Origin of the sequence: Streptomyces sp. E-08 (assembly GCF_049913095.1) — a bacterium.
Taxonomy (GTDB): domain Bacteria; phylum Actinomycetota; class Actinomycetes; order Streptomycetales; family Streptomycetaceae; genus Streptomyces.
In genome coordinates this window covers 2,230,552-2,254,403 of the sequence record NZ_CP183971.1, presented here as the reverse complement: position 1 = coordinate 2,254,403, position 23,852 = coordinate 2,230,552, and the positions used below count along the sequence as shown (strand labels likewise).

Annotated in this window: 23 protein-coding genes; 11 read left to right on the top strand and 12 right to left on the bottom strand. The window is 73.3% G+C overall.

Annotated elements, in window-relative coordinates:
* Positions 1-4: 4 nt before the first annotated feature.
* On the bottom strand, positions 5-463 hold the full coding sequence (locus ACN9MM_RS10320) for a hypothetical protein (RefSeq protein ID WP_426363338.1): 459 nt from the start codon (positions 461-463) through the stop codon (positions 5-7).
* 68 nt (positions 464-531) lie between these two features.
* Positions 532-1,743: a pyridoxal phosphate-dependent aminotransferase gene (locus ACN9MM_RS10315; RefSeq protein WP_426363337.1), complete on the bottom strand. Its 1,212-nt coding sequence runs from the start codon at positions 1,741-1,743 to the stop codon at positions 532-534.
* Between the two features lie 91 nt (positions 1,744-1,834).
* Between ACN9MM_RS10315 and ACN9MM_RS10310 the strand changes: the two genes are divergently transcribed.
* Entirely contained in the window at positions 1,835-2,464 is a 630-nt protein-coding gene (locus ACN9MM_RS10310) for a winged helix-turn-helix transcriptional regulator (RefSeq protein WP_426363336.1), read from the top strand.
* A 2-nt stretch (positions 2,465-2,466) separates the two neighbouring features.
* On the opposite strand, the gene ACN9MM_RS10305 is transcribed toward ACN9MM_RS10310, so the two are convergent.
* From ACN9MM_RS10305 to ACN9MM_RS10295, 3 genes are read right to left on the bottom strand one after another with little or no spacing between them, the layout of a single operon-like run.
* Positions 2,467-2,814 (bottom strand): MerR family transcriptional regulator, encoded by a 348-nt coding sequence (locus ACN9MM_RS10305; RefSeq protein ID WP_383695101.1) that lies wholly within the window; start codon positions 2,812-2,814, stop codon positions 2,467-2,469.
* A gap of 26 nt (positions 2,815-2,840) precedes the next feature.
* The gene (locus tag ACN9MM_RS10300; RefSeq protein ID WP_426363335.1) at positions 2,841-3,593 is read right to left on the bottom strand and encodes an SDR family NAD(P)-dependent oxidoreductase; all 753 of its coding nucleotides are present in this window, start codon (positions 3,591-3,593) and stop codon (positions 2,841-2,843) included.
* A gap of 53 nt (positions 3,594-3,646) precedes the next feature.
* Complete coding sequence (locus tag ACN9MM_RS10295) at positions 3,647-4,063, bottom strand: VOC family protein (protein ID WP_426363334.1); 417 nt, start codon at positions 4,061-4,063, stop codon at positions 3,647-3,649.
* A 106-nt stretch (positions 4,064-4,169) separates the two neighbouring features.
* On the opposite strand from ACN9MM_RS10295, the gene ACN9MM_RS10290 reads away from it, so the two are divergent.
* Positions 4,170-4,805 carry a uridine kinase gene (locus tag ACN9MM_RS10290; protein WP_426363333.1) on the top strand — a complete coding sequence of 212 codons (636 nt, stop codon included), beginning with the start codon at positions 4,170-4,172 and terminating at the stop codon, positions 4,803-4,805.
* A 167-nt stretch (positions 4,806-4,972) separates the two neighbouring features.
* Here the strand turns inward: ACN9MM_RS10290 and ACN9MM_RS10285 are convergent, their stop codons facing one another.
* Positions 4,973-5,914 carry a carbohydrate kinase family protein gene (locus ACN9MM_RS10285; RefSeq protein WP_426363332.1) on the bottom strand — a complete coding sequence of 314 codons (942 nt, stop codon included), beginning with the start codon at positions 5,912-5,914 and terminating at the stop codon, positions 4,973-4,975.
* Entirely contained in the window at positions 5,911-6,843 is a 933-nt protein-coding gene (locus tag ACN9MM_RS10280) for a pseudouridine-5'-phosphate glycosidase (RefSeq protein ID WP_426363331.1), read from the bottom strand. The genes ACN9MM_RS10285 and ACN9MM_RS10280 overlap by 4 nt, the downstream gene beginning before the upstream one ends.
* A 275-nt stretch (positions 6,844-7,118) precedes the next feature.
* Here ACN9MM_RS10280 and ACN9MM_RS10275 point away from each other — a divergent pair, with 275 nt between their 5' ends.
* From ACN9MM_RS10275 to ACN9MM_RS10260, 4 genes are all read left to right on the top strand, one after another.
* Positions 7,119-7,475 (top strand): cupin domain-containing protein, encoded by a 357-nt coding sequence (locus ACN9MM_RS10275; RefSeq protein WP_426363330.1) that lies wholly within the window; start codon positions 7,119-7,121, stop codon positions 7,473-7,475.
* Positions 7,476-7,788: 313 nt separating this feature from the next.
* On the top strand, positions 7,789-9,132 hold the full coding sequence (locus ACN9MM_RS10270; RefSeq protein WP_426363329.1) for a discoidin domain-containing protein: 1,344 nt from the start codon (positions 7,789-7,791) through the stop codon (positions 9,130-9,132).
* Complete coding sequence (locus tag ACN9MM_RS10265; protein WP_426363328.1) at positions 9,132-10,394, top strand: MFS transporter; 1,263 nt, start codon at positions 9,132-9,134, stop codon at positions 10,392-10,394. Before ACN9MM_RS10270 ends, ACN9MM_RS10265 begins: the two co-directional genes overlap by 1 nt.
* Positions 10,391-11,371: a TolB family protein gene (locus ACN9MM_RS10260; protein ID WP_426363327.1), complete on the top strand. Its 981-nt coding sequence runs from the start codon at positions 10,391-10,393 to the stop codon at positions 11,369-11,371. The genes ACN9MM_RS10265 and ACN9MM_RS10260 overlap by 4 nt, the downstream gene beginning before the upstream one ends.
* 33 nt (positions 11,372-11,404) lie before the next feature.
* Here ACN9MM_RS10260 and ACN9MM_RS10255 read toward each other — a convergent pair whose 3' ends face one another.
* Together ACN9MM_RS10255 and ACN9MM_RS10250 are read right to left on the bottom strand one after the other, a co-directional pair.
* Positions 11,405-12,694: an MFS transporter gene (locus ACN9MM_RS10255; RefSeq protein WP_426363326.1), complete on the bottom strand. Its 1,290-nt coding sequence runs from the start codon at positions 12,692-12,694 to the stop codon at positions 11,405-11,407.
* Between the two features lie 67 nt (positions 12,695-12,761).
* On the bottom strand, positions 12,762-13,340 hold the full coding sequence (locus ACN9MM_RS10250; RefSeq protein WP_426363325.1) for a methylated-DNA--[protein]-cysteine S-methyltransferase: 579 nt from the start codon (positions 13,338-13,340) through the stop codon (positions 12,762-12,764).
* A gap of 308 nt (positions 13,341-13,648) precedes the next feature.
* Between ACN9MM_RS10250 and ACN9MM_RS10245 the strand changes: the two genes are divergently transcribed.
* The 5 genes from ACN9MM_RS10245 (at position 13,649) to ACN9MM_RS10225 (ending at position 20,803) form a co-directional block, all read left to right on the top strand.
* Positions 13,649-14,572, top strand: a complete 924-nt coding sequence (locus tag ACN9MM_RS10245) for an MHYT domain-containing protein (RefSeq protein ID WP_426363324.1) — start codon at positions 13,649-13,651, stop codon at positions 14,570-14,572.
* Between the two features lie 71 nt (positions 14,573-14,643).
* A complete protein-coding gene (uvrB, locus tag ACN9MM_RS10240) occupies positions 14,644-16,782 on the top strand; it encodes an excinuclease ABC subunit UvrB (RefSeq protein WP_426363323.1) in 2,139 nt (712 codons plus the stop codon).
* Between the two features lie 220 nt (positions 16,783-17,002).
* Positions 17,003-17,581, top strand: a complete 579-nt coding sequence (locus ACN9MM_RS10235; protein WP_382859536.1) for a TerD family protein — start codon at positions 17,003-17,005, stop codon at positions 17,579-17,581.
* Between the two features lie 105 nt (positions 17,582-17,686).
* Positions 17,687-19,555: a TerD family protein gene (locus tag ACN9MM_RS10230; RefSeq protein WP_426363322.1), complete on the top strand. Its 1,869-nt coding sequence runs from the start codon at positions 17,687-17,689 to the stop codon at positions 19,553-19,555.
* 231 nt (positions 19,556-19,786) lie between these two features.
* Complete coding sequence (locus ACN9MM_RS10225; RefSeq protein ID WP_426363321.1) at positions 19,787-20,803, top strand: TerC family protein; 1,017 nt, start codon at positions 19,787-19,789, stop codon at positions 20,801-20,803.
* 114 nt (positions 20,804-20,917) lie between these two features.
* Here ACN9MM_RS10225 and ACN9MM_RS10220 read toward each other — a convergent pair whose 3' ends face one another.
* From ACN9MM_RS10220 to ACN9MM_RS10210, 3 genes are all read right to left on the bottom strand, one after another.
* Entirely contained in the window at positions 20,918-22,204 is a 1,287-nt protein-coding gene (locus tag ACN9MM_RS10220; RefSeq protein ID WP_426363320.1) for an MFS transporter, read from the bottom strand.
* 120 nt (positions 22,205-22,324) lie between these two features.
* On the bottom strand, positions 22,325-22,981 hold the full coding sequence (locus ACN9MM_RS10215) for an MBL fold metallo-hydrolase (protein WP_426363319.1): 657 nt from the start codon (positions 22,979-22,981) through the stop codon (positions 22,325-22,327).
* Between the two features lie 35 nt (positions 22,982-23,016).
* Positions 23,017-23,700, bottom strand: a complete 684-nt coding sequence (locus ACN9MM_RS10210) for a maleylpyruvate isomerase family mycothiol-dependent enzyme (protein ID WP_426363318.1) — start codon at positions 23,698-23,700, stop codon at positions 23,017-23,019.
* Positions 23,701-23,852: the final 152 nt, after the last annotated feature.

Genomic DNA, 23,852 nt, shown 5'->3' with positions numbered 1-23,852 from the left:
CCGCTCAGCGGACGCCGGGCGCGGCGGCGGCGATGAACACGGCGAGCGCCTCCTTCGCCTGCGCGGAGCGGCGGGCGCGGTCCGCCTCGTCGACGGCCTCGTGCATGCAGTGGGAGTCCACGAAGGCCGCCTCGGCGAGCCGGCGGACCTCCGGGTCGTCGCACACCAGCTGGACGCGGAAGAGGGCCTGCCGGGCGGCGGTGCGCTGCCGGTAGGAGGCGTGCCGGGACTCCTCCGCCTCCTCCGAGCCGGGCTGCCGGAGCGCCCGGAACCAGCGGTCGTTCTGGCTGTGCCGGTAGTCGACGACCGCGCCCGCGAAGGCGCTGTAGGTCGAGATCCGCTCCTGCCGGAGCTGTTCGGTGCGGGCGAGGGCGGCCGTGCGCTCGGTGGCCCGCCCCTGGAACCAGTGCGTGAAGACGACGCCCAACAGAGTTCCCGCCACGGCTATCAGCGCCGCATCCATGACCGGCCGCCCTCCCGTATCCCTCGGCCTTCAGACCCGTAGATCATGACAGGAGAGGGGGTCCTGCGTCACTGCCGGTAGCCGCTCAGGAATCGGCCGATGCGGCTGATCGCGGCGTCGAGGTCGTCGGCGTACGGCAGGGTCAGGATGCGGAAGTGGTCCGGGCGCGGCCAGTTGAAGCCGGTGCCCTGCACGACCTGGATCTTCTCCCGCAGGAGCAGGTCGAGGACGAACTTCTCGTCGTCGTGGATCCGGTGCACGGCCGGGTCGAGGCGCGGGAAGGCGTACAGGGCGCCCTTCGGCTTCACGCAGGAGACGCCCGGGATCTCGTTGAGCTTCTCCCAGGCCCGGTCGCGCTGTTCGCGCAGCCGCCCGCCCGGGGCGGTCAGTTCGTGGATGGACTGCCGGCCGCCGAGCGCGGCCTGGATGGCGTACTGGGCGGGGGCGTTGGGGCAGAGCCGCATGGAGGCCAGCATGGTGAGGCCCTCCAGGTAGTTCCTCGCGTGCTGCTTGGGTCCGGTGACGACCAGCCAGCCGGAGCGGAAGCCCGCGACCCGGTAGGTCTTGGACAGTCCGCCGAAGGTGAGGACGACCAGGTCCTGGGCGAGGGAGGCGGCCGGGTGGTGGACGACGTCGTCGTACACGATCTGGTCGTAGATCTCGTCGGCGAGGACCATCAGGCCGTGGCGGCGGGCGAGTTCGAAGATGCCCTCCAGGACCTCCTTCGGGTACACGGCGCCGGTGGGGTTGTTGGGGTTGATGACGACGACGGCCTTGGTGCGGTCGGTGATCTTCGACGCCATGTCGTCGAGGTCCGGGTACCAGTCGGCGGACTCGTCGCACAGGTAGTGCACGGGCTTGCCGCCCGCGAGCGTGACCACCGCCGTCCACAGCGGGTAGTCCGGGGCGGGTACGAGGACCTCGTCGCCGTCCTCCAGGAGGGCCTGGACGGCCATCGAGATCAGTTCGGACACGCCGTTGCCGAGGTAGATGTCGTCGACGTCCACGTCCGGCAGGCCCATGGACTGGTAGCGCTGGGCGACCGCGCGCCGGGCGGAGAGGATGCCGCGCGAGTCGGTGTAGCCGTGGGCCTTGGGGAGCATCCGGATCATGTCCTGGACGATCTCCTCGGGAGCCTCGAAGCCGAAGAGCGCCGGGTTGCCGGTGTTGAGGCGCAGGACGCTGTGGCCCGCCTCCTCCAGCGCGTTGGCGTGCTCGATCACCGGACCGCGGATCTCGTAGCAGACCTCGCTCAGCTTGCTCGACTGCCGGAACTCCATGTCCGACCTCCCCAGGTCCCCGGAATCAGTGTTGCTTGGTTTTACCAAGTTCGAGCTTGGAAAGTCCAACAACATGTCTAGACTGCGTCGCATGCCACGTCAGCCACGCCGCCGCAGCTACGACCAGCACTGCGCCGCCGCGCGCGCCCTCGACCTCGTCGGCGACCGCTGGACCCTGCTCGTCGTCCGCGAACTCCTCGCCGGACCGCGCCGCTACACCGACCTCCACGCCGACCTGCCCGGCGTCAGCACCGACATGCTCGCCGGCCGGCTCAAGGACATGGAGGGCGCCGAGCTCGTCACCCGGCGTCGGCTGCCCCCGCCCGCCTCGGCGTACGTGTACGAACTCACCCCGCGCGGACGCGACCTGCTGCCCGTCCTGCGCACCCTCGCCGCCTGGGGCGCGCCCGACCTCGGGGAGCCGCGGCCCACCGACGCCGTCCGCGCCCACTGGTACGCGATTCCGCTGCTCGGCGCGCTCGCGGAGCTCGGTGCGGGCGTCGTCCAGGTGACCCTCGACGAGGGCGAGTTCCACGTACGGATCGGGGCCGACGGAAGCGCGGCCTACGGGGACGGAGGGGTGGCCGCCCCCGACGCCCGGCTGCGGACCGACACGGCGACCTGCCGGGCCCTCGCCGCGGGGGAGCTGACGCTGGGCGAGGCGGTCGGGGCGGGCCGCGCCGCGCTCGAACGGACCGCGCCGGCGGGCGTGCCGGCCTGAGTTCAGGTCTGCGCGGCCAGGGCCTTCGCCAGCCGGTCGCGGGCCGCGGTCTGCGCCGCGATGCGCGCGTCGATCACGGCCAGCCGCTCGCGGGCGATCTCCAGCGCGCGGGCGGACGGCGGGACCGCGGAGACGTCCCCGTCCAGACAGGTGCGGAACGCGGACACGTCGTCCAGGGTGAACCCGGCGTCGAGCAGGTACCGGATGTTCGACACCCGCGCGACCGCGACCTCCTCGTACACCCGGTACCCGTTGGGCGCGCGGACCGACGCGATCAGCCCCGCCTGCTCGTAGTGGCGCAGCGCGCGGGCCGACACCCCGGTCCGCCGGGCCAGTTCACCGATGCGCAAGGACGCCACCTCCTCGCGCAGTCGTATCACGCGACCAGCGCACCGCCGTCGACGGGCAGGACGGTGCCGGTCAGGAAGGCGGCGTCCGGGGCGGCGAGCGAGGTGATCGCCCAGGCGACCTCCTCGGGCCTGCCGACCCGCCCCAGCGGGGTGTGCGCGATCTGCCACGCCCGTACCGCCTGCCGCTGCTCGGGGGAGAGACCCATGTGGTCCGCGATCGGCGTCTCGATCGCACCGGGCGCGACCGCCACGACCCGGACACCGGCCGGCGCGAGCTCCACCGCCCAACAGCGGGTCAGGGTCTCCAGGGCGCTCTTGGTCGCCGGATACACGGAGTTGGCGGGCCAACCGCGCTGACCGATCGTCGTCGTCACGTTCACGACGACGCCCCGGGACTCCCGCAGCGCGGGGACGGCCGCCTGGGTGAGCAGGACCGGGGCGACCAGGTTCGTCTCCAGGAGCGGGGCGATCACGGAACGGTCGAGGGTGCCGAGCGGGCCGCCGGCGGCGATCCCGGCGTTGTTGACGAGGACGTCGAGACGGCCGTGGGCCGCCAGCACGGAGCGGACGATCTCCTCGGCCGCGCCCTCCGCCGTGACGTCGGCGGTCAACGGGCGGATGCCCGGATGCCCCTCGGCGGTCTCCCGCAACGGCTCCTCCCTGCGGCCGACGGCGACGACCGTCGCGCCCTGCCCGGCGAAGGAGCGCGCGGTGGCCCGGCCGATGCCGGTGCCCGCGCCGGTGACGACGACGACCCTGGTGGGTGTGGTGGTGTCCATGAACCGATGGTCGGACCGTGACGCCAGTGACAAGGTCAAGCCGTGACGCGGGATCAGCGTGCGGGGCAGAGGAACTCCAGCCGGTTCCCGTGGCAGTCCGCGACGTAGAAGCGCCGGTGGCCAGGGAAGTCGTCGTCCCACGTCACCTCGACGCCCCGGCCGGTCAGCCGCTCCGCCAGGCCGTCGATGTCGCCGACCAGGATCCCCGGGTGCCCCTTGCGGGACGGCCGGAAGTCGTCCTCGACGCCCAGGTGGATCTCCAGCGCGTCCGAGCGCACCCAGAGGCCCCCGCGTGCCGCCAGGACCGGCGGCTTCCGGATCTCGGTCATGCCGAGCACGTCCACGTAGAACCGGCGGCACACCTCCTCCTCGCCCGGCGGCAGGGAGAGCTGCACGTGGTGCAGCCCGAGCCCGAAGGGCGTCGTCGTCTCCGTGGTCTCGTAGGGAAGCGCTTCCTGACGCGGGCTCATGGGGACCTCTCTTCCGGGGGTGCCGTACGGTCGCACGGCCAGGTCACCGTAATGCGGTGGGTGTCAGCCGGTACACGTCAGGGGGGCGACGGGCAGGATGAGCGGGATGCGATACGAGGCGATCACCTGGAACCGGCTGGCGGAGGCGCTCGCCGGCCACCTCGACGCGTCCCCCGCGGCGGAGGGCGACGCCTGGCTCAAGGTGGGCATCGACGGGCCGCCCGCCGCGCCCGGGGACGAGCTCGCCGGACTCCTGGCCGAGGCGCTGCGCAGCCGCGGGCGCGCGGTCCACGTCGTCGGCACCGGCGGGTTCCTGCGGCCCGCCTCCCTCCGGTACGAGTACGGGAAGCAGGACCCCGACGCGTACTACAGCGGGTGGACCGACACCGGAGCCCTGTGGCGGGAGGTCTTCGGCCCGCTGGACCCCGGCGGCACCGGGCGCGTGCTGCCCGACCTGTGGGACCCGGTCACGGACCGCGCGACCCGCAGCCCGTACGTCACGCTGCCGCCGCGCGGGGTGCTCGTGCTGCACGGGCCCTTCCTGCTCGGCCACTGGTTCCCCTTCGACCTCACCGTGCACCTGCGCCTCTCGCCCGCCGCCCTCGCCCGGCGCACGGAGGAGCCCTGGACCCTGCCCGCGTTCGCCCGGTACGAGGCGGAGGTCGGTCCCGCGGAGTCGGCGGACGCCGTCGTGCGCGCCGACGACCCGCGCCACCCGGCCTGGACGGGGCTCAGGTCGTAGGGGGGCGGACTGCCGGGCGTCGGGAGCCGACGGCCGTCAAGAGCCGCCGGAAGCCAGCAGCCGTCGGCCATCAGTAGCCATCAGTAGCCATCGGTCCTCAGCCGTCGGTCCTCAGCCGTCAGCCGTCGGTCCTCAGCCGTCAGCCGTCAGCCGTCAGCCGTCAGCCGTCAGCCGTCAGCCGTCCGCCGTCCGCCGTAGCCGTCGGCCGGGTCGGCCGGGGGTCTGCCGCCCACCGTGGTGACCGCCTCCGCGCCCGCGCGGCAGCCCGCCACGGCGGCCTCGGCCGCGTCCGCGCCCGCGAGCCGCGCGGCCAGGAACGCGCCGGTGAACGCGTCGCCCGCGCCCGTCGAGTCCACCGGCCGCGCCGGGGGTGCCGCCACGCGCGCGGTGACCGTGCCGCCTTCGGCGACCAGGGCGCCCGCCGCCCCGAGGGTGACCACGACCAGCGGGAAGCGCCGGCTCAACTCGGCCGCAGCCGACTCCGGTTCTCCGCAGCCGGTGAGCGACCGGGCCTCGTCGGCGTTGGGCAACAGCGTCTCGGCGTCCTCCGCCGCCGCCAGGAACCGGTCCGCCCCCAGCTCCGCCAGGAACCCCGCCGACGCCGGGTCCACACTGACCGGCACGCCCGCCTCCCGTGCGTCCCGCAGCGCCCGGCGGGCCGTCTCGCGGCTGGTCGCGGCGAAGAACAGGTACCCCGAGAGGTGCAGCCGGGCCACGCCGTCAAGGAGGGCGGGCGACCAGTCGGCGGGGGAGAGGCGCAGCGCGGCCCCGCTGTCCGTCAGGAAGGTGCGCTCCGCCGAGCCGTCCACGAGCGCGATCACGGTGGCCGTCGCCGCCTCCGGGTCCGGGACGAGCAGGGGGCGCACGCCCGCCCTCCGCAGCGCCCGCTCGTGCCACCCGGCCGCGTCCGCGCCCACCCGGCCGAGTATCCGCACCTCGGCGCCGCCCGAACGCGCCGCCCAGCAGGCCGCGTTGGCTCCGGCGCCGCCGGGAAGGGTCCGGATGTCCGCCGCCGTGTCCGTGGCGGGAGCGAGCGGGGTCCGGTGCCGGGCGACGACGTCGGTGACGACGTCCCCGACGACGAGCAGCGCGCCCCCGGTCCGGGTCACCGTCCGCCGGCGCCGGGCGCCGCCCCCGAGGCGTACGCGCCCGCGATGCTCGCCGCGAGCCGCACATTGCCCCGTACCGCCGCGAGGTTGGCCTCCAGGGACGCCCCTTCCGTGTGCACCATCAGGTATTCGAGGAGGAACGGCGTCACCGCCTGCCCGGTGATGCCCTTCTCCCTCGCCGCCGCGAGGCCCCGCCCGAGCACCCGGTCGTGCAGCGCGGGATCCAACTGCTCGGCCACCGGTACCGGGTTGGCCACGACGAGCGCCGCCCGGGGGCCGTCGAGACCGTCCTGTGCCCGTATCACCCCAGCCACCTCCTCCGGGGTGCGCAGGGTCCAGTCGACCGGCTCGCCCGAGGAGGACAGGTAGAAGCCGGGGAAGTGCTCCGTGTCGTAGCCGACGACCGTCACCCCCAGGGTCTCCAGGCGCTGGAGCGTCGCGGGCACGTCGAGGATCGACTTGACCCCGGCGCACACCACGGTGATCCCGACCCGGGCGAGCAGCCGCAGGTCGGCGGACTCGTCCTGCGTATCGCTCCACTCGCGGTGCACGCCGCCGAGTCCGCCCGTCGCGAACACCCGTATGCCCGCCGCGTCCGCCAGCCAGGCGGTCGCCGAGACCGTCGTCGCCCCGGTCGCCCCGGTCGCCAGGGCCGGGGCCAGATCGCGGTGGCCCAGTTTCCGCACCGACGGGTCCTCGGCGATCCGGGTCAGGGCCGCCCGGTCGAGGCCGATCCTGGCCGTGCCGTCGACCACCGCGATCGTGGCGGGGACGGCGCCCCCGGCCCGTACCGACTCCTCCAGCTCCTCCGCCACGGCGAGGTTGCGCGGGCGCGGCAGACCGTGGGCGATGAGCGTCGATTCCAGCGCGACGACGGGCCGGCCCTCGTGGAGCGCTTCCCGTACCTCTTCGGACACCTGTGTGGACATGTCCCATTCCTTGGCGCACTCACCGGCCCCGCAAACCTTGGCGGCGACCTCCCGCCACACGCCGGGAGGCCGCCGCGGAATCCGTGACGGACCGCTGGACGCCGGTGCCCGGGACGGCCGTGACGCCCTTGGGGCGCCGCGCCCGGGGGCCGGTGCGGATTTCGTCGCCGGTGCCGGTCCTTGGCATCGCGCCTGGTGGGAGCCGAAACGGAGGCTGTTCTTCCAGCCGGTCCCGGCCTCGGAACCCCTCCGGGGTCCGGCTACAGTCACCGCCCATGACGACTCATGACGCGCCTTCCTTCGCCGTGCACATCCCCGACGCGGAGCTCGAGGCCGAGCCCCTCGACCCCGCCCAGATCGTCTCCGGCACGCCCGAGGTGACGGGCAAGGTGCTGTGGGAGTCGGCCGACGGCAAGCAGCTGCGCGGCATCTGGCAGATCACGCCCGGCGTCGTCACCGACACCGAGGCCAACGAGCTCTTCGTGGTGGTCTCCGGGCGCGCGACCGTCGCCGTCGAGGGCGGCGACACCCTGGAGATCGGTCCCGGTGACGCGTGCGTGCTGCGGGAGGGCGACCGGACGACCTGGACCGTGCGCGAGACCCTGCGCAAGGCGTACCACATCAGCCTCTGAGGCCTCGCCCGCACCGCGTGAACTCGGGGCGGACGCCCAGGAGTCCGGGGGTCTGGTAGGAAACCTTCCTGTCCGCTAGTCTCCCCGGCAGCGGCTCGGCGCGGCGCCCCACCCGAGGGGCGTGACGCGCTCAGCGAGAGCTCTGACCCGGCCGCCGAGCACCGCTCCACCGCGTGGCGCCCGAATCGCCACCCGGCCGGTCGCCCGTGCCCGCACCACGCGGCACGGGCGACCCGGTCCGCGCCGTCCGACGCGGCCGTGGTGCCCGCACGGTGTCCAGCTCTCGCCGCCCCTCAGGCCAGGGAGCCCAGGTATGCGCCCGTTCGCCTCCGCCCCACCTCGCCGCACCACCACCGACCGTCCGCACCTCGTCCTCGCCGCCGTGCTGCTGCTCGTCGGCGGACTCCTGCTCGCCCTCCCGGACCGCGCCGGAGCCGCCGCCGACACTCTGATCTCCCAGGGAAGGCCGGCCACCTCCTCCTCCGTCGAGGACAGCACCCTCGGCCCGGAGAAGGCCTTCGACGGCAACGCCACCACCCGCTGGGCCAGCGCCGAAGGCTCCGACCCCCAGTGGATCCGCGTCGACCTCGGCCCCTCGGCCACCGTCTCCCGCGTCAAGCTCGTCTGGGAGGCCGCCTACGCCAAGGCCTACCGCGTCGAGATCTCCGCCGACGGCACCACCTGGACCCGGCTCGCCACCGAGACCGCGGGCAACGGCGCCACGGACGACTGGACCGGCCTCACCGGCACAGGCCGCTACCTCCGCGTGTACGGAACCGCGCGCGGCACCTCGTACGGCTACTCGCTCTACACCGTCGAGGTCTACGGCACCACCTCCAGCACGCCCCCGCCCACCGGCGCCTTCACCGTCGTCGCGGCCGGCGACATCGCCGCCCAGTGCACCGCCTCCAGCAGCTCCTGCGCCCACCCGAAGACGGCCGCGCTCGCCCAGCGGATCGCGCCGGCCTTCTACCTGACGATGGGTGACAACCAGTACGACGACGCCCTGCTCTCCGACTTCCGGAACTACTACGACAAGAGCTGGGGCGTCTTCAAGGCGAAGACCCGGCCCGTGCCCGGCAACCACGAGACCTACGACCCGGCCGGCCCGCTCGCCGGCTACAAGTCGTACTTCGGTGCCATCGCCTACCCGCAGGGCAAGCCGTACTACAGCTACGACCAGGGCAACTGGCACTTCGTCGCCCTCGACTCCAACTCCTTCGACGACGCCGCGCAGATCCAGTGGCTCAAGGACGACCTCGCGCGCAACACCAAGGGCTGCGTCGCCGCCTACTTCCACCACCCGCTGTACTCCTCCGGCGGCCACGGCAACGACCCCGTCTCCAAGCCCGTCTGGCAGATCCTCTACGGGGCCAAGGCCGACCTCGTCCTCAACGGACACGACCACCACTACGAGCGCTTCGCCCCGCAGGACCCGACCGGCCGGGCCACCGCCGACGGCATGGTCGAGATCGTCGGCGGCATGGGCGGCGCCGAGCCCTACGACATCGAGACGGTCCAGCCCAACAGCCAGAAGAGGATCAGCGGCACGTACGGCGTGCTCAAACTGGACCTCACCGACACCACCTACACCTGGCAGTACGTCGGCACCGACGACCAGGTCAAGGACTCCGGCCCGACCTACACCTGCCACTGATGTACCTCGCGACCACCGGTCGCCGCGACGCGCCGCCCGCCCCCTCGGGGGTCCGGCGGCGCGTCCCCGGCACCGTCCTCGCCCTCGGCACGGTCAGCCTCGTCACCGACGTCTCCTCGGAGATGGTGACCGCCGTCCTGCCGCTCTACCTGGTCCTCGGCCTCGGCCTCTCCCCGCTCCAGTTCGGGCTCCTCGACGGCCTGTCCACCGGCGCCACCGCGCTGGTACGGCTCCTCGGCGGCGCCACCGCCGACCGCGGCGGCCACCACAAGCGGATCGGCGGACTCGGCTACGCCCTCTCCGCCTGCTCCCGCCTCGGCCTCCTCCTCGCCGGCGGGGCGACCGGCTGGATCGCCGGGGCGCTCGCCGCCGACAAGCTGGGCAAGGGCGTCCGCACCGCCCCGCGCGACGCGCTCATCACCCTGCACAGCCCGCCCGAGGACCTGGGCCGCGCCTTCGGCACCCACCGTGCCATGGACACCACCGGCGCCCTCCTCGGACCGCTCGCCGCCTTCGCGCTGCTGTGGGCGACGGCCGACACGTACGAGGCGGTCTTCGCCGTCAGCTTCTGCGCGGGCGCCTTCGGCGTGCTGCTGTGGCTGCTCCTCGTCCCCGGGCGTGCGCGGAACACCTCGCCGAGCGGGACGGCGGGGCCACGCGCGCGGATCGGGCTCCTCGCCGCCTTCCGGCACTCGCCCGCGTACCGCCGGATCGTGCTCTGCGCCGCGCTCCTCGGCGCCGCCACCGTCGGCGACTCCTTCCTCTACCTGCTGCTCCAGCGGCGCCTCGCACTCGACCCCACCTGGTTCCCCTTCCTGCCGCTCGGCGCGGCCGGCGTCTATCTGCTGCTCGCCGTCCCCGCGGGCCGCCTCGCCGACCGCTTCGGGCGCCGCGGGCCGTTCCTGTACGGGCACGGGGCCCTGCTCCTCGCCTACGGGCTGCTCCTGGCCCCCGTGCCCGGCGAGGCGGCCCTCGTGGGCGTCCTCGTGCTGCTCGGCGTCTTCTACGCCGCCACCGACGGCGTCCTCATGGCCCTCACCGGACCGTTCCTCGCCGAAGGAGGGCGGGCCGGCGGCCTCGCCGTCGTCCAGACCGCGCAGGCCCTCGCCCGGCTCGGTGCCGCCGTCGCCTTCGGCGCCGTCTGGACGGCGAGCGGACCGGAGACGGCCCTCGTGGCGGCGCTCCTCGCCCTCGCGGCGGCCCTCTGCGCCGCCGCCCGGCTGCTGCCGTCCGGGCCGAACCCCGAAGGGACCACGACATGAACGTCCCCGCCTCCACGCGCGCGCGTGCGGCGATCCTCGTCCTCGCCCTCCTGCTGCTCGGCGGCGGAGCCACCGCCTACACCCTGCGGGCCGCCTCCGGACGGCCCGCAGCCACCGGGACCGCAGACCCCGGCTTCACCCTGGACACCGGCCCCGGCGCGCTCTACGTCCGGGACACCGCGAGCGGGCGCGTCGCCCGCGTGGACCCGGCCGCACCCGGCGGCCGGGTGGCCGGCGGCCCCTCCTGCGACCGCTTCCACGCGGCCGGGGGCACCGCCCTCTGCCTCCAGAAGCGGCCGGGCGTCCCGGCCCGCTCGTACGTCCTCGTGCTCGACCGGCGACTGCGCGAGGTCCGCCGCATCGGCCTGCCGGGCATCCCCAGCCGGGCCAGGGTCTCCGCCTCGGGGCGCATGCTGTCCTGGACGATGTTCGCCACCGGCGACTCGTACGCGCGCTCGGCCTTCTCCACCCGCACCTCGATCCTCGACCTGCGCACCGGCTATCTGGTGAAGAACATCGAGCAGATCCCGCTCACCCTCGACGGCCGCCGCCACCACGCCCCCGACGTCAACTACTGGGGCGTCAGCTTCGCCGCCGACGACAACCGCTTCTACGTCACCGTCTCGACGGGCGGCCGGACCCGTCTCGTCGAGGGAGACATGCGGAACTGGTCCGCCCGGGCCCTGAGGGAGAACGTCGAATGCCCCTCGCTCTCCCCGGACGGGAACCGCGTCGCCTTCAAGAAACGGGTGTCCGACGGCCCGCGCGAGCCCTGGCGGCTGTACGTGTACGACCTGCGCACCGGGCGCGAGCACGCCGTCGCCGAGCGGCGCGGCATCGACGACCAGGCGCTGTGGACGGACGCGAGGACCCTCGCGTACGGATACGGGGGAGCGGTCTGGTCGGTGCCGGCCGACGGTACGGGAGCCCCGCGGCGGCTGGCCGACGGGGCCTCGTCCCCGGCGGCGCCGCGCTGAGGACGCCGGCGGCCACCGCGGCGGCCGTCCGGATCAGGCCTTACGGAGCGCGCCCCGCAGCGCGAGCGCCGCCATCGGCAGCAACAGGCACGCGGCGATCGCGTTCAGCGGCCCGTAGCCCGCCTTCGCGACGATCAGGCCCGCCGCGAGGCCACCGACCCCGGCGGCCGTGTTCATGACGAAGTCGGAGAGCCCCTGGACGGCGGCCCGCGCGGCCTGCGGCACCGAGTCGGTGAGCAGGGCCGATCCGGACACGAGCCCCGCCGACCAGCCCAGGCCGAGGATGAAGAGGCCCAGGGCGGTCCGCCCGTGGGACGGCCCCGCCGTGCCCGCGACGAGCGCCGCCGTGCCGATCAGCCCGACCGCGAGCCCGATCACGGCGAGCCGGCCCAGCCGGTCGGACAGCCAGCCCATCAGCGGCGAGAACGCGTACATCCCCGTGATGTGCCCGCTGATCACGAGTCCGACCAGCTGGATGTCGGCGCCGTGATGGGTGAGCGCCACCGGCGTCATCGACATGATCGACACCATGGCGGTGTGCGTGCCGGCGATGGTGACGAGGGCGATCCGGGCCCGCGGGGACTTCCGCACCGCGTCCATCCCGGCCCGCAGGGAGTGGCCCTCCGCCGTCTCGCCCGCCCCGGCGTCCAGCGCGCGGGCGGTGAGCAGCGGGTCCGTGCGCAGCAGCACGGCCACCACGGCGGCGGCGAGCACGAAGACGCCGGCGGCCCAGACGAACGGGCCCGCGGCGGCCGGGACGCCCAGGCCCGAGACGCTCTTCCCGGCGGGCGCGGCGACGTTCGGGCCGAGCACCGCGCCGATCGTGGTCGCCCACACCACCGTGGAGATGGCCCGGGCCCTGCGGTCCGGCTCGGCCAGGTCGGCGGCGGCGAAGCGGGCCGCCAGGTTCGCCGAGGACCCGGCGCCGAAGCCGACGAGCCCGGCCAGCAGGAGGGGGAAGTTCCCGAGGACCGCCCCGAGCACCACCACACCGGCGCCCACCGCCGCGAGGAGGTACGCCAGGACGAGCCCCGCCCGGCGCCCCCGCCGGGTCATCAGCGTGGCCAGTGGCATGGCGAGCAGCGCGGAACCGGCGACCGACGCCGTCGACGCCAGACCGGACAGGGCCTCGGTGCCGCTGACGTCCCGCGCCAGGACGGCGGCGAGGGCGAAGCCGATGGCGATGCCGAGGCCTCCCAGGATCTGGGTGGCGATCAGCCCGGCCTGGACGCGCCGGCGGAGCGCGGGCAGCTCGGCGGGAGTGACAGGGACGGATATGTGGCCGGGCACGACGGCGTCAGGGGCGCTGGGGGTATGCGTCACTTACGTGAGTGTGCCAGCCGTCCCATCTGATGGGAACGCCGCCTCCCTCCCTGACGCCACCGGGCGCTCAGAAGAGTGGGGCGGGCAGCACGCCCTCCAGGGCCAGCAGCTGTCTCTTCGTCTCCAGGCCGCCCCCGAAGCCGCCGAGGCCGCCGTCGCTCTCGACCACCCGGTGGCAGGGCACCACCACCGGCAGCGGGTTGGCGCCCATCGCCGCCCCGACCGCCTGCGCCGCGCCCGGCTGCCCCACGCGCCCCGCCAGCTCCCCGTACCCGACGACCGTGCCGTACGGGACACCCGCCGCCAGCTCGCGCAGCACCTGCCGGTTGAAGCCGGTCGTCAGGGACCAGTCCAGCGGCAGGTCGAGGTCGTCCGGCTCGCCCGCGAAGTACCGGTCGAGACGGCGTATCGCCTCCGTGAGCCGTCCCGAGGCGCACTCCACCGGCTCCGCGCCGAGCTGCCCCGCAAGACGGTCGAGCATCCGCTCCCGCCGAGCCGGGTCGGCGTGGAACTCGACCCGCACGAGCCCCCGCCCGGTCGCGGCCAGGAAGAGCGGCCCGATGGCGCTCTCCACGACCGTCCACTCCACCGTGCCGGCCCGCTCCGGGCCCGCCGCCCCCGCTGCCGCTCCCGTGTCGATGTCCATGCCGCCCACGGTACGACCCGCCACCGACAACGCGGTCCGGAACCTTCACCGGCAGCGAGGCGCGGACCCGCCGCCGGTGGTGGGTCCGGGCCGATCGTCCGCGGCCAGGTCCCCGGAGCGGCGCCGGAAGCCGGTCCGGAGCCCTCACCGAGGTCACGGACCGGTCTCGCTCCGGTCTCGCGAACGGAAATTCCCCGGTCACGTGGTCGCCGGGGCCCCTGCGCGCCATAATCTCGCCCCGGTAGTACTACCCAGCGGTACCGACTGTTTTCGGACGACGTTGCACCAGGGGTGGAGGACACACGCTCATGCAGGGCACGGTCGACGGATTCAGCTACGGGCTCGTGACGCCGGTGGCCGCCTTTCTCATGGCCTGCCTCGGCGGCGCCCTCGGCCTGAGGTGCACCACCAGATCGCTCCGCCACCGCGACACCTTCAAGGCGGGCTGGCTCGCCCTCGGAGCGACCTCGATCGGCACCGGCATCTGGACGATGCACTTCATCGCGATGATGGGCTTCTCCGTCCAGCAGGCGCCCGTCACCTACGACCGCCCCCTCACCTTCGCCAGCCTGGGCGTCGCCGTCCTCATGGTCGGCATCGGCATCTTCATCGTCGGCTACCGCGGGGCGACCGCCCTCACCCTGGTCACCGGCGGCACCATCACGGGCCTCGGCGTCGCCACCATGCACTACCTCGGCATGGCCGGTATGCGCCTCCAGGGCCGGATCGAGTACGACACGCTCACGGTCGCCCTCTCCGTGGTCATCGCCGTCGTCGCCGCCACCGCGGCCCTCTGGGCGGCCGTCTCCGTGCATGGATTTCTGGCCAGTCTCGGCGCGAGCCTGGTGATGGGCGGAGCGGTCAGTGGTATGCACTACACCGCCATGGCCGCCGTCAGCGTCCACCTGCACGGCACCCAGGCCCGCACCGGAACCGGGGACACCGCGACCTCGCTCCTGCTGCCCATGCTGATCGGCCCGGCGGTCTTCCTGATCCTGGCCGCCGTCGTCGTCATGTTCGACCCGCTGCTCGTCATGGGCGACCCGGACTGGCAGCGGCCCGCCGCCCGGACCCCGCACCGCCCCGGCGTGCCCGCCCCGCGCCACGTGCCGTCCTACGGCGAGCCCGCCAACTGGACCTCCCGTCCCGCCCGCCGCCCCGCCGGACGGACCGGCCGCCGCTCCGCCGGCAGGAGCGTCCCGCGCGCCGGACACCGTTCCCAGGACTGGTGACGGGACGCCCCGCGGCCGGGCGGTGAGCCGATCACCGCACGACTGTCAGTGCAGGGTCGTACGGTGGTTGCATGCGGCCCGTTTCCAAGATCGAACGTTCGGTGGCGCCCTTCGAGGTCGTCAGTGAGTACAAGCCCAGCGGCGACCAGCCGACCGCCATCGCCGACCTCGAGCGGCGCATCCGCGCGGGGGAGAAGGACGTCGTGCTCCTCGGTGCCACCGGCACCGGCAAGTCGGCGACCACCGCGTGGATGATCGAGAAGCTCCAGCGCCCCACCCTGGTGATGGCGCCGAACAAGACGCTGGCCGCGCAGCTGGCGAACGAGTTCCGCGAGCTCCTGCCGAACAACGCCGTCGAGTACTTCGTCTCGTACTACGACTACTACCAGCCCGAGGCCTACGTCCCGCAGTCGGACACGTACATCGAGAAGGACTCCTCCATCAACGAGGAGGTGGAGCGGCTCCGCCACTCCGCGACGAACTCCCTGCTCACCCGCAGGGACGTCGTCGTGGTCGCCTCCGTCTCCTGCATCTACGGCCTCGGCACCCCCCAGGAGTACGTGGACCGGATGGTCCCGCTCAAGGTCGGCGAGGAGATCGACCGCGACCAGCTGCTCCGCCGCTTCGTCGACATCCAGTACACCCGGAACGACCTGGCGTTCACCCGCGGCACCTTCCGGGTGCGGGGCGACACCATCGAGATCTTCCCGGTGTACGAGGAGCTCGCCGTCCGCATCGAGATGTTCGGCGACGAGATCGAGGCCCTCTCCACCCTCCACCCGCTCACCGGCGAGGTCATCAGCGAGGACCACGAGCTGTACGTCTTCCCCGCCAGCCACTACGTCGCGGGCCCCGAGCGCATGGAGCGGGCAGTCAACGACATCGAGCGCGAGCTGGAGGGCCGCCTCGCCGAGCTCGACAAGCAGGGCAAGCACCTGGAGTCCCAGCGGCTGCGCATGCGCACCACGTACGACATCGAGATGATGCGGCAGATCGGCTCCTGCTCCGGCATCGAGAACTACTCGATGCACTTCGACGGCCGCGAGCCCGGCTCCGCGCCCAACACCCTCCTCGACTACTTCCCCGAGGACTTCCTCCTCGTCATCGACGAGTCGCACGTCACCGTGCCGCAGATCGGCGCCATGTACGAGGGCGACGCGTCCCGCAAGCGGACCCTCGTCGACCACGGCTTCCGGCTCCCCTCCGCCCTCGACAACCGCCCGCTGAAGTGGGAGGAGTTCCAGGAGCGGATCGGCCAGACCGTCTACCTCTCCGCCACCCCCGGGACGTACGAGCTCTCGCGCGGCGACGGCTTCGTGGAGCAGATCATCCGCCCCACCGGACTCGTCGACCCCGAGGTCGTGGTCAAGCCCACCGAGGGCCAGATCGACGACCTCGTCCACGAGATCCGGCTGCGCGCCGAGCGCGACGAGCGGGTCCTCGTCACCACCCTCACCAAGAAGATGGCCGAGGACCTCACCGACTACTTCCTGGAGCTCGGCATCCAGGTGCGCTACCTGCACAGCGACGTCGACACCCTGCGCCGCATCGAGCTCCTCCGCGAGCTGCGCGCCGGAGAGTACGACGTCCTCGTCGGCATCAACCTGCTCCGCGAGGGCCTCGACCTCCCCGAGGTGTCCCTCGTCGCGATCCTCGACGCCGACAAGCAGGGCTTCCTGCGCTCCGGCACCTCCCTCATCCAGACCATCGGCCGCGCCGCGCGCAACGTGTCGGGCCAGGTCCACATGTACGCGGACCGGATCACCCCGGCGATGGAGCAGGCCATCGACGAGACCAACCGGCGCCGCGAGAAGCAGGTCGCGTACAACACCGAGCACGGCATCGACCCGCAGCCGCTCCGCAAGAAGATCAACGACATCGTCGCGACCATCGCGCGCGAGGAGATCGACACCGAGGAACTGCTCGGCAGCGGCTACCGGCAGGGCAAGGAGGGCAAGGGTGCGAAGGCCCCGGTGCCCTCGCTCGCCGCGCACGGCCCCGCGGCCGGGGGCAAGGGCCGCAAGGCGGGCTCCACCGTCGAGCTCGGTGACCGGCCCGCCACCGAACTGGCCGCGATCATCGAGGAGATGACCGACCGGATGCGCGCCGCCGCCGCCGAGCTGCAGTTCGAGGTGGCGGCCCGGCTCAGGGACGAAGTGGGCGAGCTGAAGAAGGAGTTGCGCCAGATGAAGGAGGCGGGACTCGCCTGACGGGGCGGCAGCGGACCCGACGACGGGGCGGGGGCGGACTCGGCGACGGGGCGGGGGCGGACTCGGCGACGGGCGGTGCGGACGGACGGTCCGGTGTGTTGCAAGACCGACACAAAACCGGACCGTGCCTCCGCGGTGTCGGTGCCGCTGCGTAGGGTGCTCGACAACCGCACGCACCGGACAGCGGGCGCGGGGAATCGCCAACGAGAGGGGCAAACGCGTGTCGGTCAACATGACCAAGGGTCAGGCCATCAGCCTGGAGAAGAAGGGCGGGGGCAGCCTCACCCAGGTGCGGATGGGGCTCGGCTGGCAGGCCGCGCCGCGCCGCGGTCTCTTCGGCTCGCGCACCCGGGAGATCGACCTGGACGCCTCGGCCGTGCTCTTCGCCGAGAAGCAGCCGGTCGACGTCGTCTTCTTCCGTCACCTGGTCAGCGACGACGGCTCGGTCAAGCACACCGGCGACAACCTGGTGGGCGGCGCGGGCCAGGGCGGCGACGACGAGGCGATCCTCGTGGACCTGGAGCGGGTCCCGGTCCACATCGACCAGATCGTCTTCACGGTGAACTCCTTCACCGGGCAGACGTTCCAGGAGGTGCAGAACGCCTTCTGCCGGATCGTCGACGAGACGAACGGGCAGGAGCTCGCGCGCTATACCCTCGACGGCGGCGGCAACTACACCGCGCAGATCATGGCGAAGGTGCACCGGGTCGGCTCCGGCTGGCAGATGACCGCCCTGGGCAACCCGGCCAACGGCCGCACCTTCCAGAACCTGATGCCGGCGATCCTGCCGCACCTGTAGCCGGGCCCGGCACGGCACACCCGCAGCTCCCGGAGGCACCAGGCCGCCGGGAGCTGTCCCGCATGAACTTGCCCGGCACCAGGAAACGCTGAGGGGACAGAGACGATGACGGCCGAGCTGGTCCGGGGGCAGAACCACCCCCTGCCCGAGACCCGACTGGAGATCCGGGTGTCGGCCGGCCACCCCGTCGTCGCCGGGGTCACCCTCGGCGACGCACAGGGGCGGGTCGCGGGCGCGGAGTGGATCGCCCACCCCGGAGCCCCCGCCCTCCCGGGTGTCGGCGTGCCCGGGCCGGCCGCCGCCGACCACCGGCTCACCGTAGACCTGGACGCGGTCCCCGGCGCCGTCCACCGCCTCTCGGTCCTCCTCGCGCTCACCGGCTCCGCCGCCCGCTTCGGAGCCCTCGCCGCCCCCTTCGTCGCCGTCGCCGGCGCCGACGGCACCGAGATCGCCAGTTACACCCTCACCGGACTCGACCGGGAGTCCGCCGTCGTGGCTCTGGAGCTGTACCGCCGCCAGGGCGCCTGGAAGGTCCGCGCCATGGGCCAGGGGTACGAGGGCGGGCTCGCCGCCCTCCTCGGCGACCAGGGCCTGGAGCGCGCCGCGGAGCTGGCCGCGTCGATCCTGGCGGCGGTGGCACCCGAGCGGGACCGGCCGGCCGAGGCCCCCGCGCCCCGCGTCCCGCAGGCGGAGCGCGTCCACCACACGACACCGCCCACTGCGGACCCGGCGTCCACGCCCACGCCCGCCCAGGGCCCGGCACCGGCACCCGGCGGGCCCCTGAACTACGCCCACCCCCGGCGCCAGACCGCCGCCCCCGCTCCCGAACCCCGGCAGGCGCCGCCCGTGCCGGTCGCCGGGGACGCCTCGGGCTGGTCCATGGACGAGCGGCTCTACAACCAGGTGTGGGGCATGTTCGAGGACCTGGCCCGAACCGCCGCCGCCTACCGCAGCGCCTGCGACTTCGCGGAGTCCCGGCTCGACCGCGAGCTCGACGAGACGCTCACCGACTACCGGGCCCGGGCCGACGGCGCGAACGACGCCGCGCGGGCCGCCGCCCGAGCCCGGCACGACGCGCTCGTGGAGCGCGCCCGGGAGGCCCTGGACCGGGACCTCGCCCAGCTCGCCGCCGAGTCCGAGGTCGTCGAGCCCGCGCTGCCCGTCGCGTACGCCCGCTGGGACAGCCCCGTCTGGCACGCGTACCGCGTCCCGGGCGAGGAGCCGATGGCCGTCCGTCTCGGCGACCTCCACCTCCCCGAGCGCACCGACCTGCGGATCCCCATGCTCGTCCGGCTGCCGCTGGAGCGAGGGCTGTGGGTGGACTCCGGCCGCGACCGGAGTGAGGCGGCCGGGCTCCTCGACGAGACCGAACTGCGGCGGCTCGCCCTGGACAGCGCGGTGGCGCACGCGGCGCGGCTCCTCGCGGCGCACCCCGCCGGCGAGTTCACCGTCCATGTCGTCGACCCCGCGGGCGCGGGCGCCGCCGCGCTCGCGCCGCTCGTGGAGACGGGGGCGGCAGCGCCGCCCGCCCGGGGCGCGGCCGGTGTCTCGGCGGTCCTGGAGCAGCTCACCGAGCGGGTCGACCTGCTGCAGATGGCCCTGCGCGGCGGTGCGGCCGACGCGCTGCCGCCGGGTCTGGACGCGGCCCGGCAGTTGCTGATCGTGCACGACTTCCCGCACGGCTTCGACGACCGGGCGGTCACCCGGCTGCGGTACCTCGCCGACGAGGGCCCCTCGGTCGGCGTCCACCTGCTGATGGTCGCGGACCGGGAGGACGCGGCGGCGTACGGGCCGCTGCTCGACCCCCTGTGGCGTTCTCTGCTGCGGCTCACACCCGTGCCCGACGACCACCTCGCCGATCCCTGGGTCGGCCACGCCTGGTCGTACGAGCCGCCGGTCGTTCCGCAGGGCAGCGCGATCCTCCGTCAGGTCCTTGAGCAGGTGGCGGCCGCTCGCCATGGAAAGCGGCTCTGACCTGGTCTTTTGAGGCCTCTTTACCCTTTCCTTTACCTTCTCTTGGTCTTTCGGGTAGTCTTCTTGGTGCGGAGGGGAGTACTCCCCATTGCGCGGCGTACCCGTCAATACGGACGGATCATCATCGATCCGATCCCGGGGCGTCGGCCCGGCGGCCCGTCCGCCGCCCGGGTGGAAGAGACCTCCGGCAGCGACGACGCTGATCAGTAGCCGTACGACGCCGGAGGCGCAGTGGACGTTTCAATGACCCTGTGGGTAGTGACCATTCTTGGTCTCGCTGCCCTGATCGGTGCCGACTTCTTCATCGGGCGCAAGCCCCATGACGTGTCGGTCAAGGAAGCCGGAATCTGGACGGTCGTCTGGATCGTGCTGGCCGTGCTCTTCGGCCTCGGCCTGATGGTCTTCGGCACCAGCCAGGCGTCCGGGGAGTTCTTCGCGGGCTACGTCACCGAGAAGTCGCTCAGCGTCGACAACCTCTTCGTCTTCGTCCTGATCATGGCGAAGTTCGCGGTCCCCTCCCACCTCCAGCAGCGCGTGCTCCTCGTGGGTGTGGTGATCGCCCTGGTGCTCCGCACGATCTTCATCGCCGCGGGCGCCGCGATCATCGCGAGCTTCTCGTGGGTCTTCTACCTCTTCGGCGCGTTCCTGATCTACACCGCCTGGAAGCTCATCCAGGAGGCGCGCTCCGACGAGGAGGAGGACGACTGGGAGGAGAACCGTCTCCTCAAGATGGCCGAGAAGAGGTTCGGCGTCGCCGACCGCTACCACGGCACCAAGCTCTTCATCGTCAACAACGGCAAGCGGATCATGACCCCGCTGATGGTCGTCATGCTGGCCATCGGCACCACCGACATCCTCTTCGCCCTCGACTCCATCCCGGCGATCTTCGGCCTCACCCAGGACCCGTACATCGTCTTCACCGCCAACGCCTTCGCGCTCATGGGTCTGCGGCAGCTGTACTTCCTGATCGGCGGCCTGCTCAAGAAGCTGGTCCACCTCAGCTACGGCCTGTCGGTGATCCTCGGCTTCATCGGCGTGAAGCTCGTGCTGCACGCGCTGCACGAGTCCGGGGTGCACGTCCCGGAGATCAGCATCCCGTTCTCGCTGGCGGTCATCGGCGGTGTCCTGGTCATCACGACCGTCACCAGCCTGATCGCCTCCAGGAAGCAGGCCCAGCGCGAGGCCGCGGAGGCCGCCGCGACGCCGGCCGCCTCCCAGGACACCCCGAAGGACAGCGTCGAGGCCTGACGCCCTTCCGCACACACCGACGGCCGACCGGATCCCTTCCGGTCGGCCGTCGCCGTGCAGTGCGGCGGGAACCCGGGCCGCGGGAACCCGTGCCCCGGAACCCCCGCCGGGGGCTCAGGCGGTCGCGGGCTCGGGCGCCGGTTCGCCGGTGCGGCCCGGGAGGGTCTCCGGGAGGAGGGCGAAGCAGCCGAGGCTCACCAGGGCGACCAGGGTGAGGTAGGCCGCGACACCCCAGGGCGGGCCGGAGCCGCCCTCGGAGAGGGTCGTGGCCACGATCGGCGTCAGCGCGCCGCCCAGGACGCCGGCCAGGTTGTAGCCGACGGCGGCGCCGGTGCAGCGGACGCGGGGCTCGTACAGCTCCGGGAGGTACGCGGCGACCACCGAGAACATCGTGATGAAGGCCAGCAGCGAGCCCAGGAACCCGAGGAACATCAGGGGCGGCCGGGCGGTGTGCAGCAGGGCCACCATCGGGAACATCCACAGCGCGGAGCCCGCGCAGCCCGCCAGACAGAGCGCCCGGCGGCCCCAGCGGTCGCCGAGGAGCGCCACGAACGGGGTCACCACGCCCATGACGGCCACCGCCGCCATCACGCAGGCCAGCATCACGGTGCTGCTCACCCCGAGCTTCTCGGTGCCGTAGGCCAGGGCCCAGGTGGAGACCGAGTAGAAGACGGCGTACCCGACGGCGAGCGCCCCGGCCGTCAGCAGCACGAGACGCCAGTGGTCGCGCACGATCTCGGCCAGCGGGGCGCCCGCGCGCCGCCCGGACGCGGACAGCTCCTCGAACTGCGGGGTCTCCGCCAGCGAGGAGCGCAGCAGCAGCCCGACGAGCGCGAGCAGCCCCGCCGCCCAGAACGGCACCCGCCAGCCCCAGGAGCGGAAGTCCGCGTCGCTCAGCCCGGCGGTGAGCGCCAGCATCACCCCGTTCGCCAGGAGGAAGCCGATCGACGGGCCGATCTGCGGGAAGCTCGACCACAGTGCGCGCCGGTTCTCGGGGGCGTGCTCGGCGGTGAGCAGGACCGCCCCGCCCCACTCACCGCCCAGCCCGAGGCCCTGGAGGAAGCGGAGGGTGAGCAGGAGCGCCGGGGCGGCGATGCCGAGCGTCGCGTACGTGGGGACGAAGCCGACCGCGACGGTGGCGCAGCCGGTCAGGAGCAGCGAGGCGAAGAGGACCGGCCGCCGGCCGTACCGGTCGCCGACGTGTCCGAAGAGGACCGAGCCCAGGGGGCGGGCGAGGAACCCGGCGGCGAAGGTGCCGAAGGCGGCCAGGGTCCCGGCGAGGGGCGAGAAGGTGGGGAAGAAGAGCGGCCCCAGGACGAGGGCGGCGGCGGTCCCGTAGACGAAGAAGTCGAAGAACTCGATGGCGGTGCCGACGAGCGAGGCGGCGGCGAGCCGCCCCATCGAGGGCGTCCGGGGCGGCGACGGAGGGTGACTTTGGCGCATGTGGCGCCAACTACCCCGCCGCCGTCCCGGTTACGGGGGCGTACGGAGGTGCGCAGCTCGGGGGACACGCGCCGGGGGTCACCAGCCGCGCTCGTGCCACTCCGCGAGGTGGGGGCGCTCGTCACCGAGCGTGGTGTCCCTGCCGTGGCCGGGGTAGATCCAGGACTCGTCGGGCAGGACCGCGAAGAGCTTGGTCTCCACGTCGTGGATCAGGCTTGCGAAGGCCTCCGGGTCCTTCCACGTGTTGCCCACGCCGCCGGGGAAGAGGCAGTCGCCGGTGAAGACGTGCGGGTGGCCGTGCGGGTCGTCGTAGACCAGGGCGATCGAGCCCGGGGTGTGCCCGACCAGGCGGCGCGCGGTCAGCTCGACCCGGCCCACCCGGATCGTGTCGCCGTCCTCGACGGGCACGTCGGTCGCGACCGGGATGCCCTCCGCGTCGTACGCGCCCGCGTACGTCCTGGCGCCGGTCGCGGCGACGACCTCCTCCAGGGCCTGCCAGTGGTCGCCGTGCCGGTGGGTGGTGACGACGGCGGCGATGCCGTCGTCACCGATCAGCGTGAGGAGCGTCCCGGCGTCGTTGGCCGCGTCGATCAGCAGCTGCTCGCCGGTCGCGCGGCAGCGCAGCAGATACGCGTTGTTGTCCATCGGGCCGACCGCGACCTTCGAGATCATCAGGTCCGTCAGCTCGTGCACGTCCGCCGGGCCGCCGACCTTCACCACTCCGCTGTACGTCATGGCCTCAGACTAGCCCCGGGGGGTGACAGTGGCGGCTACAGCGGGGGGAGTTCCGGCAGGGGGCCGCCCTCGGTCTTCAGGGCGGAGCCGTCGCGCCGGCCGGCGAGCCAGCCGAGGAGCTCGGGGGCGGGGCCCGTCACGACGACCTCGCCGGACGTGCCGCCGGTGGTCCAGCCCTGTCCGTCGGAGGCCCGGAGGGTGGTGGCGGGGACGCTCTCCAGGCCCTTGAACCGCTCCGCCAGGAAGTCGATCTCCCGCAGGACGAACTCCTCCGGCAGGTCCTCCAGCTCGTAGCCGACGCCCAGGTCGACGTGGTGCAGGGCGACCTCCACCCAGCGGCGGAAGGGGATCCGGGAGGCGCTGTCGGTGACCCCGTTGCGGAGCTCGACCGTGCGGCTCCAGTCGGCGGGCTCCGCGCCGGCGGCCTGGAAGCGGTCGCCGCTTTCGCGCAGGTCGGCGAGGTGGACGTCGAGCGGACGGCCTGCGTCGCGCTCGATGTCGGCGTCCCGGGTCGCGGCGTCGGCGTACATCGGACGTCCCTGGAGGACGTTCACGAGGGCGTCGGCGTTGCGGGCGACGTGGGCGAGGACATGGCCGCGGGTCCAGCCCGGAAGCCGTGACGGCTCCGCCGTCGCCGCGTTGTCCCAGGAGGCGGCGGCGGCCAGCAGGCGGTCGGTCGCCTCGCGCACGGAGGCAAGGTCACGTTCGTGATCGATCATGGCGCCGACCCTAGCGCCGCCACTCGTTCGGGTGAAGCGGTCTCGGGACGGCCGGAAATCGAATGTGCGTGCTATAGGCTCGATGGAAGCATCCGGCATCCTTGGTTGTTGGGTGTGTCAGGCACATCCGCTCTCTCAAGAAAGGTGCGGAC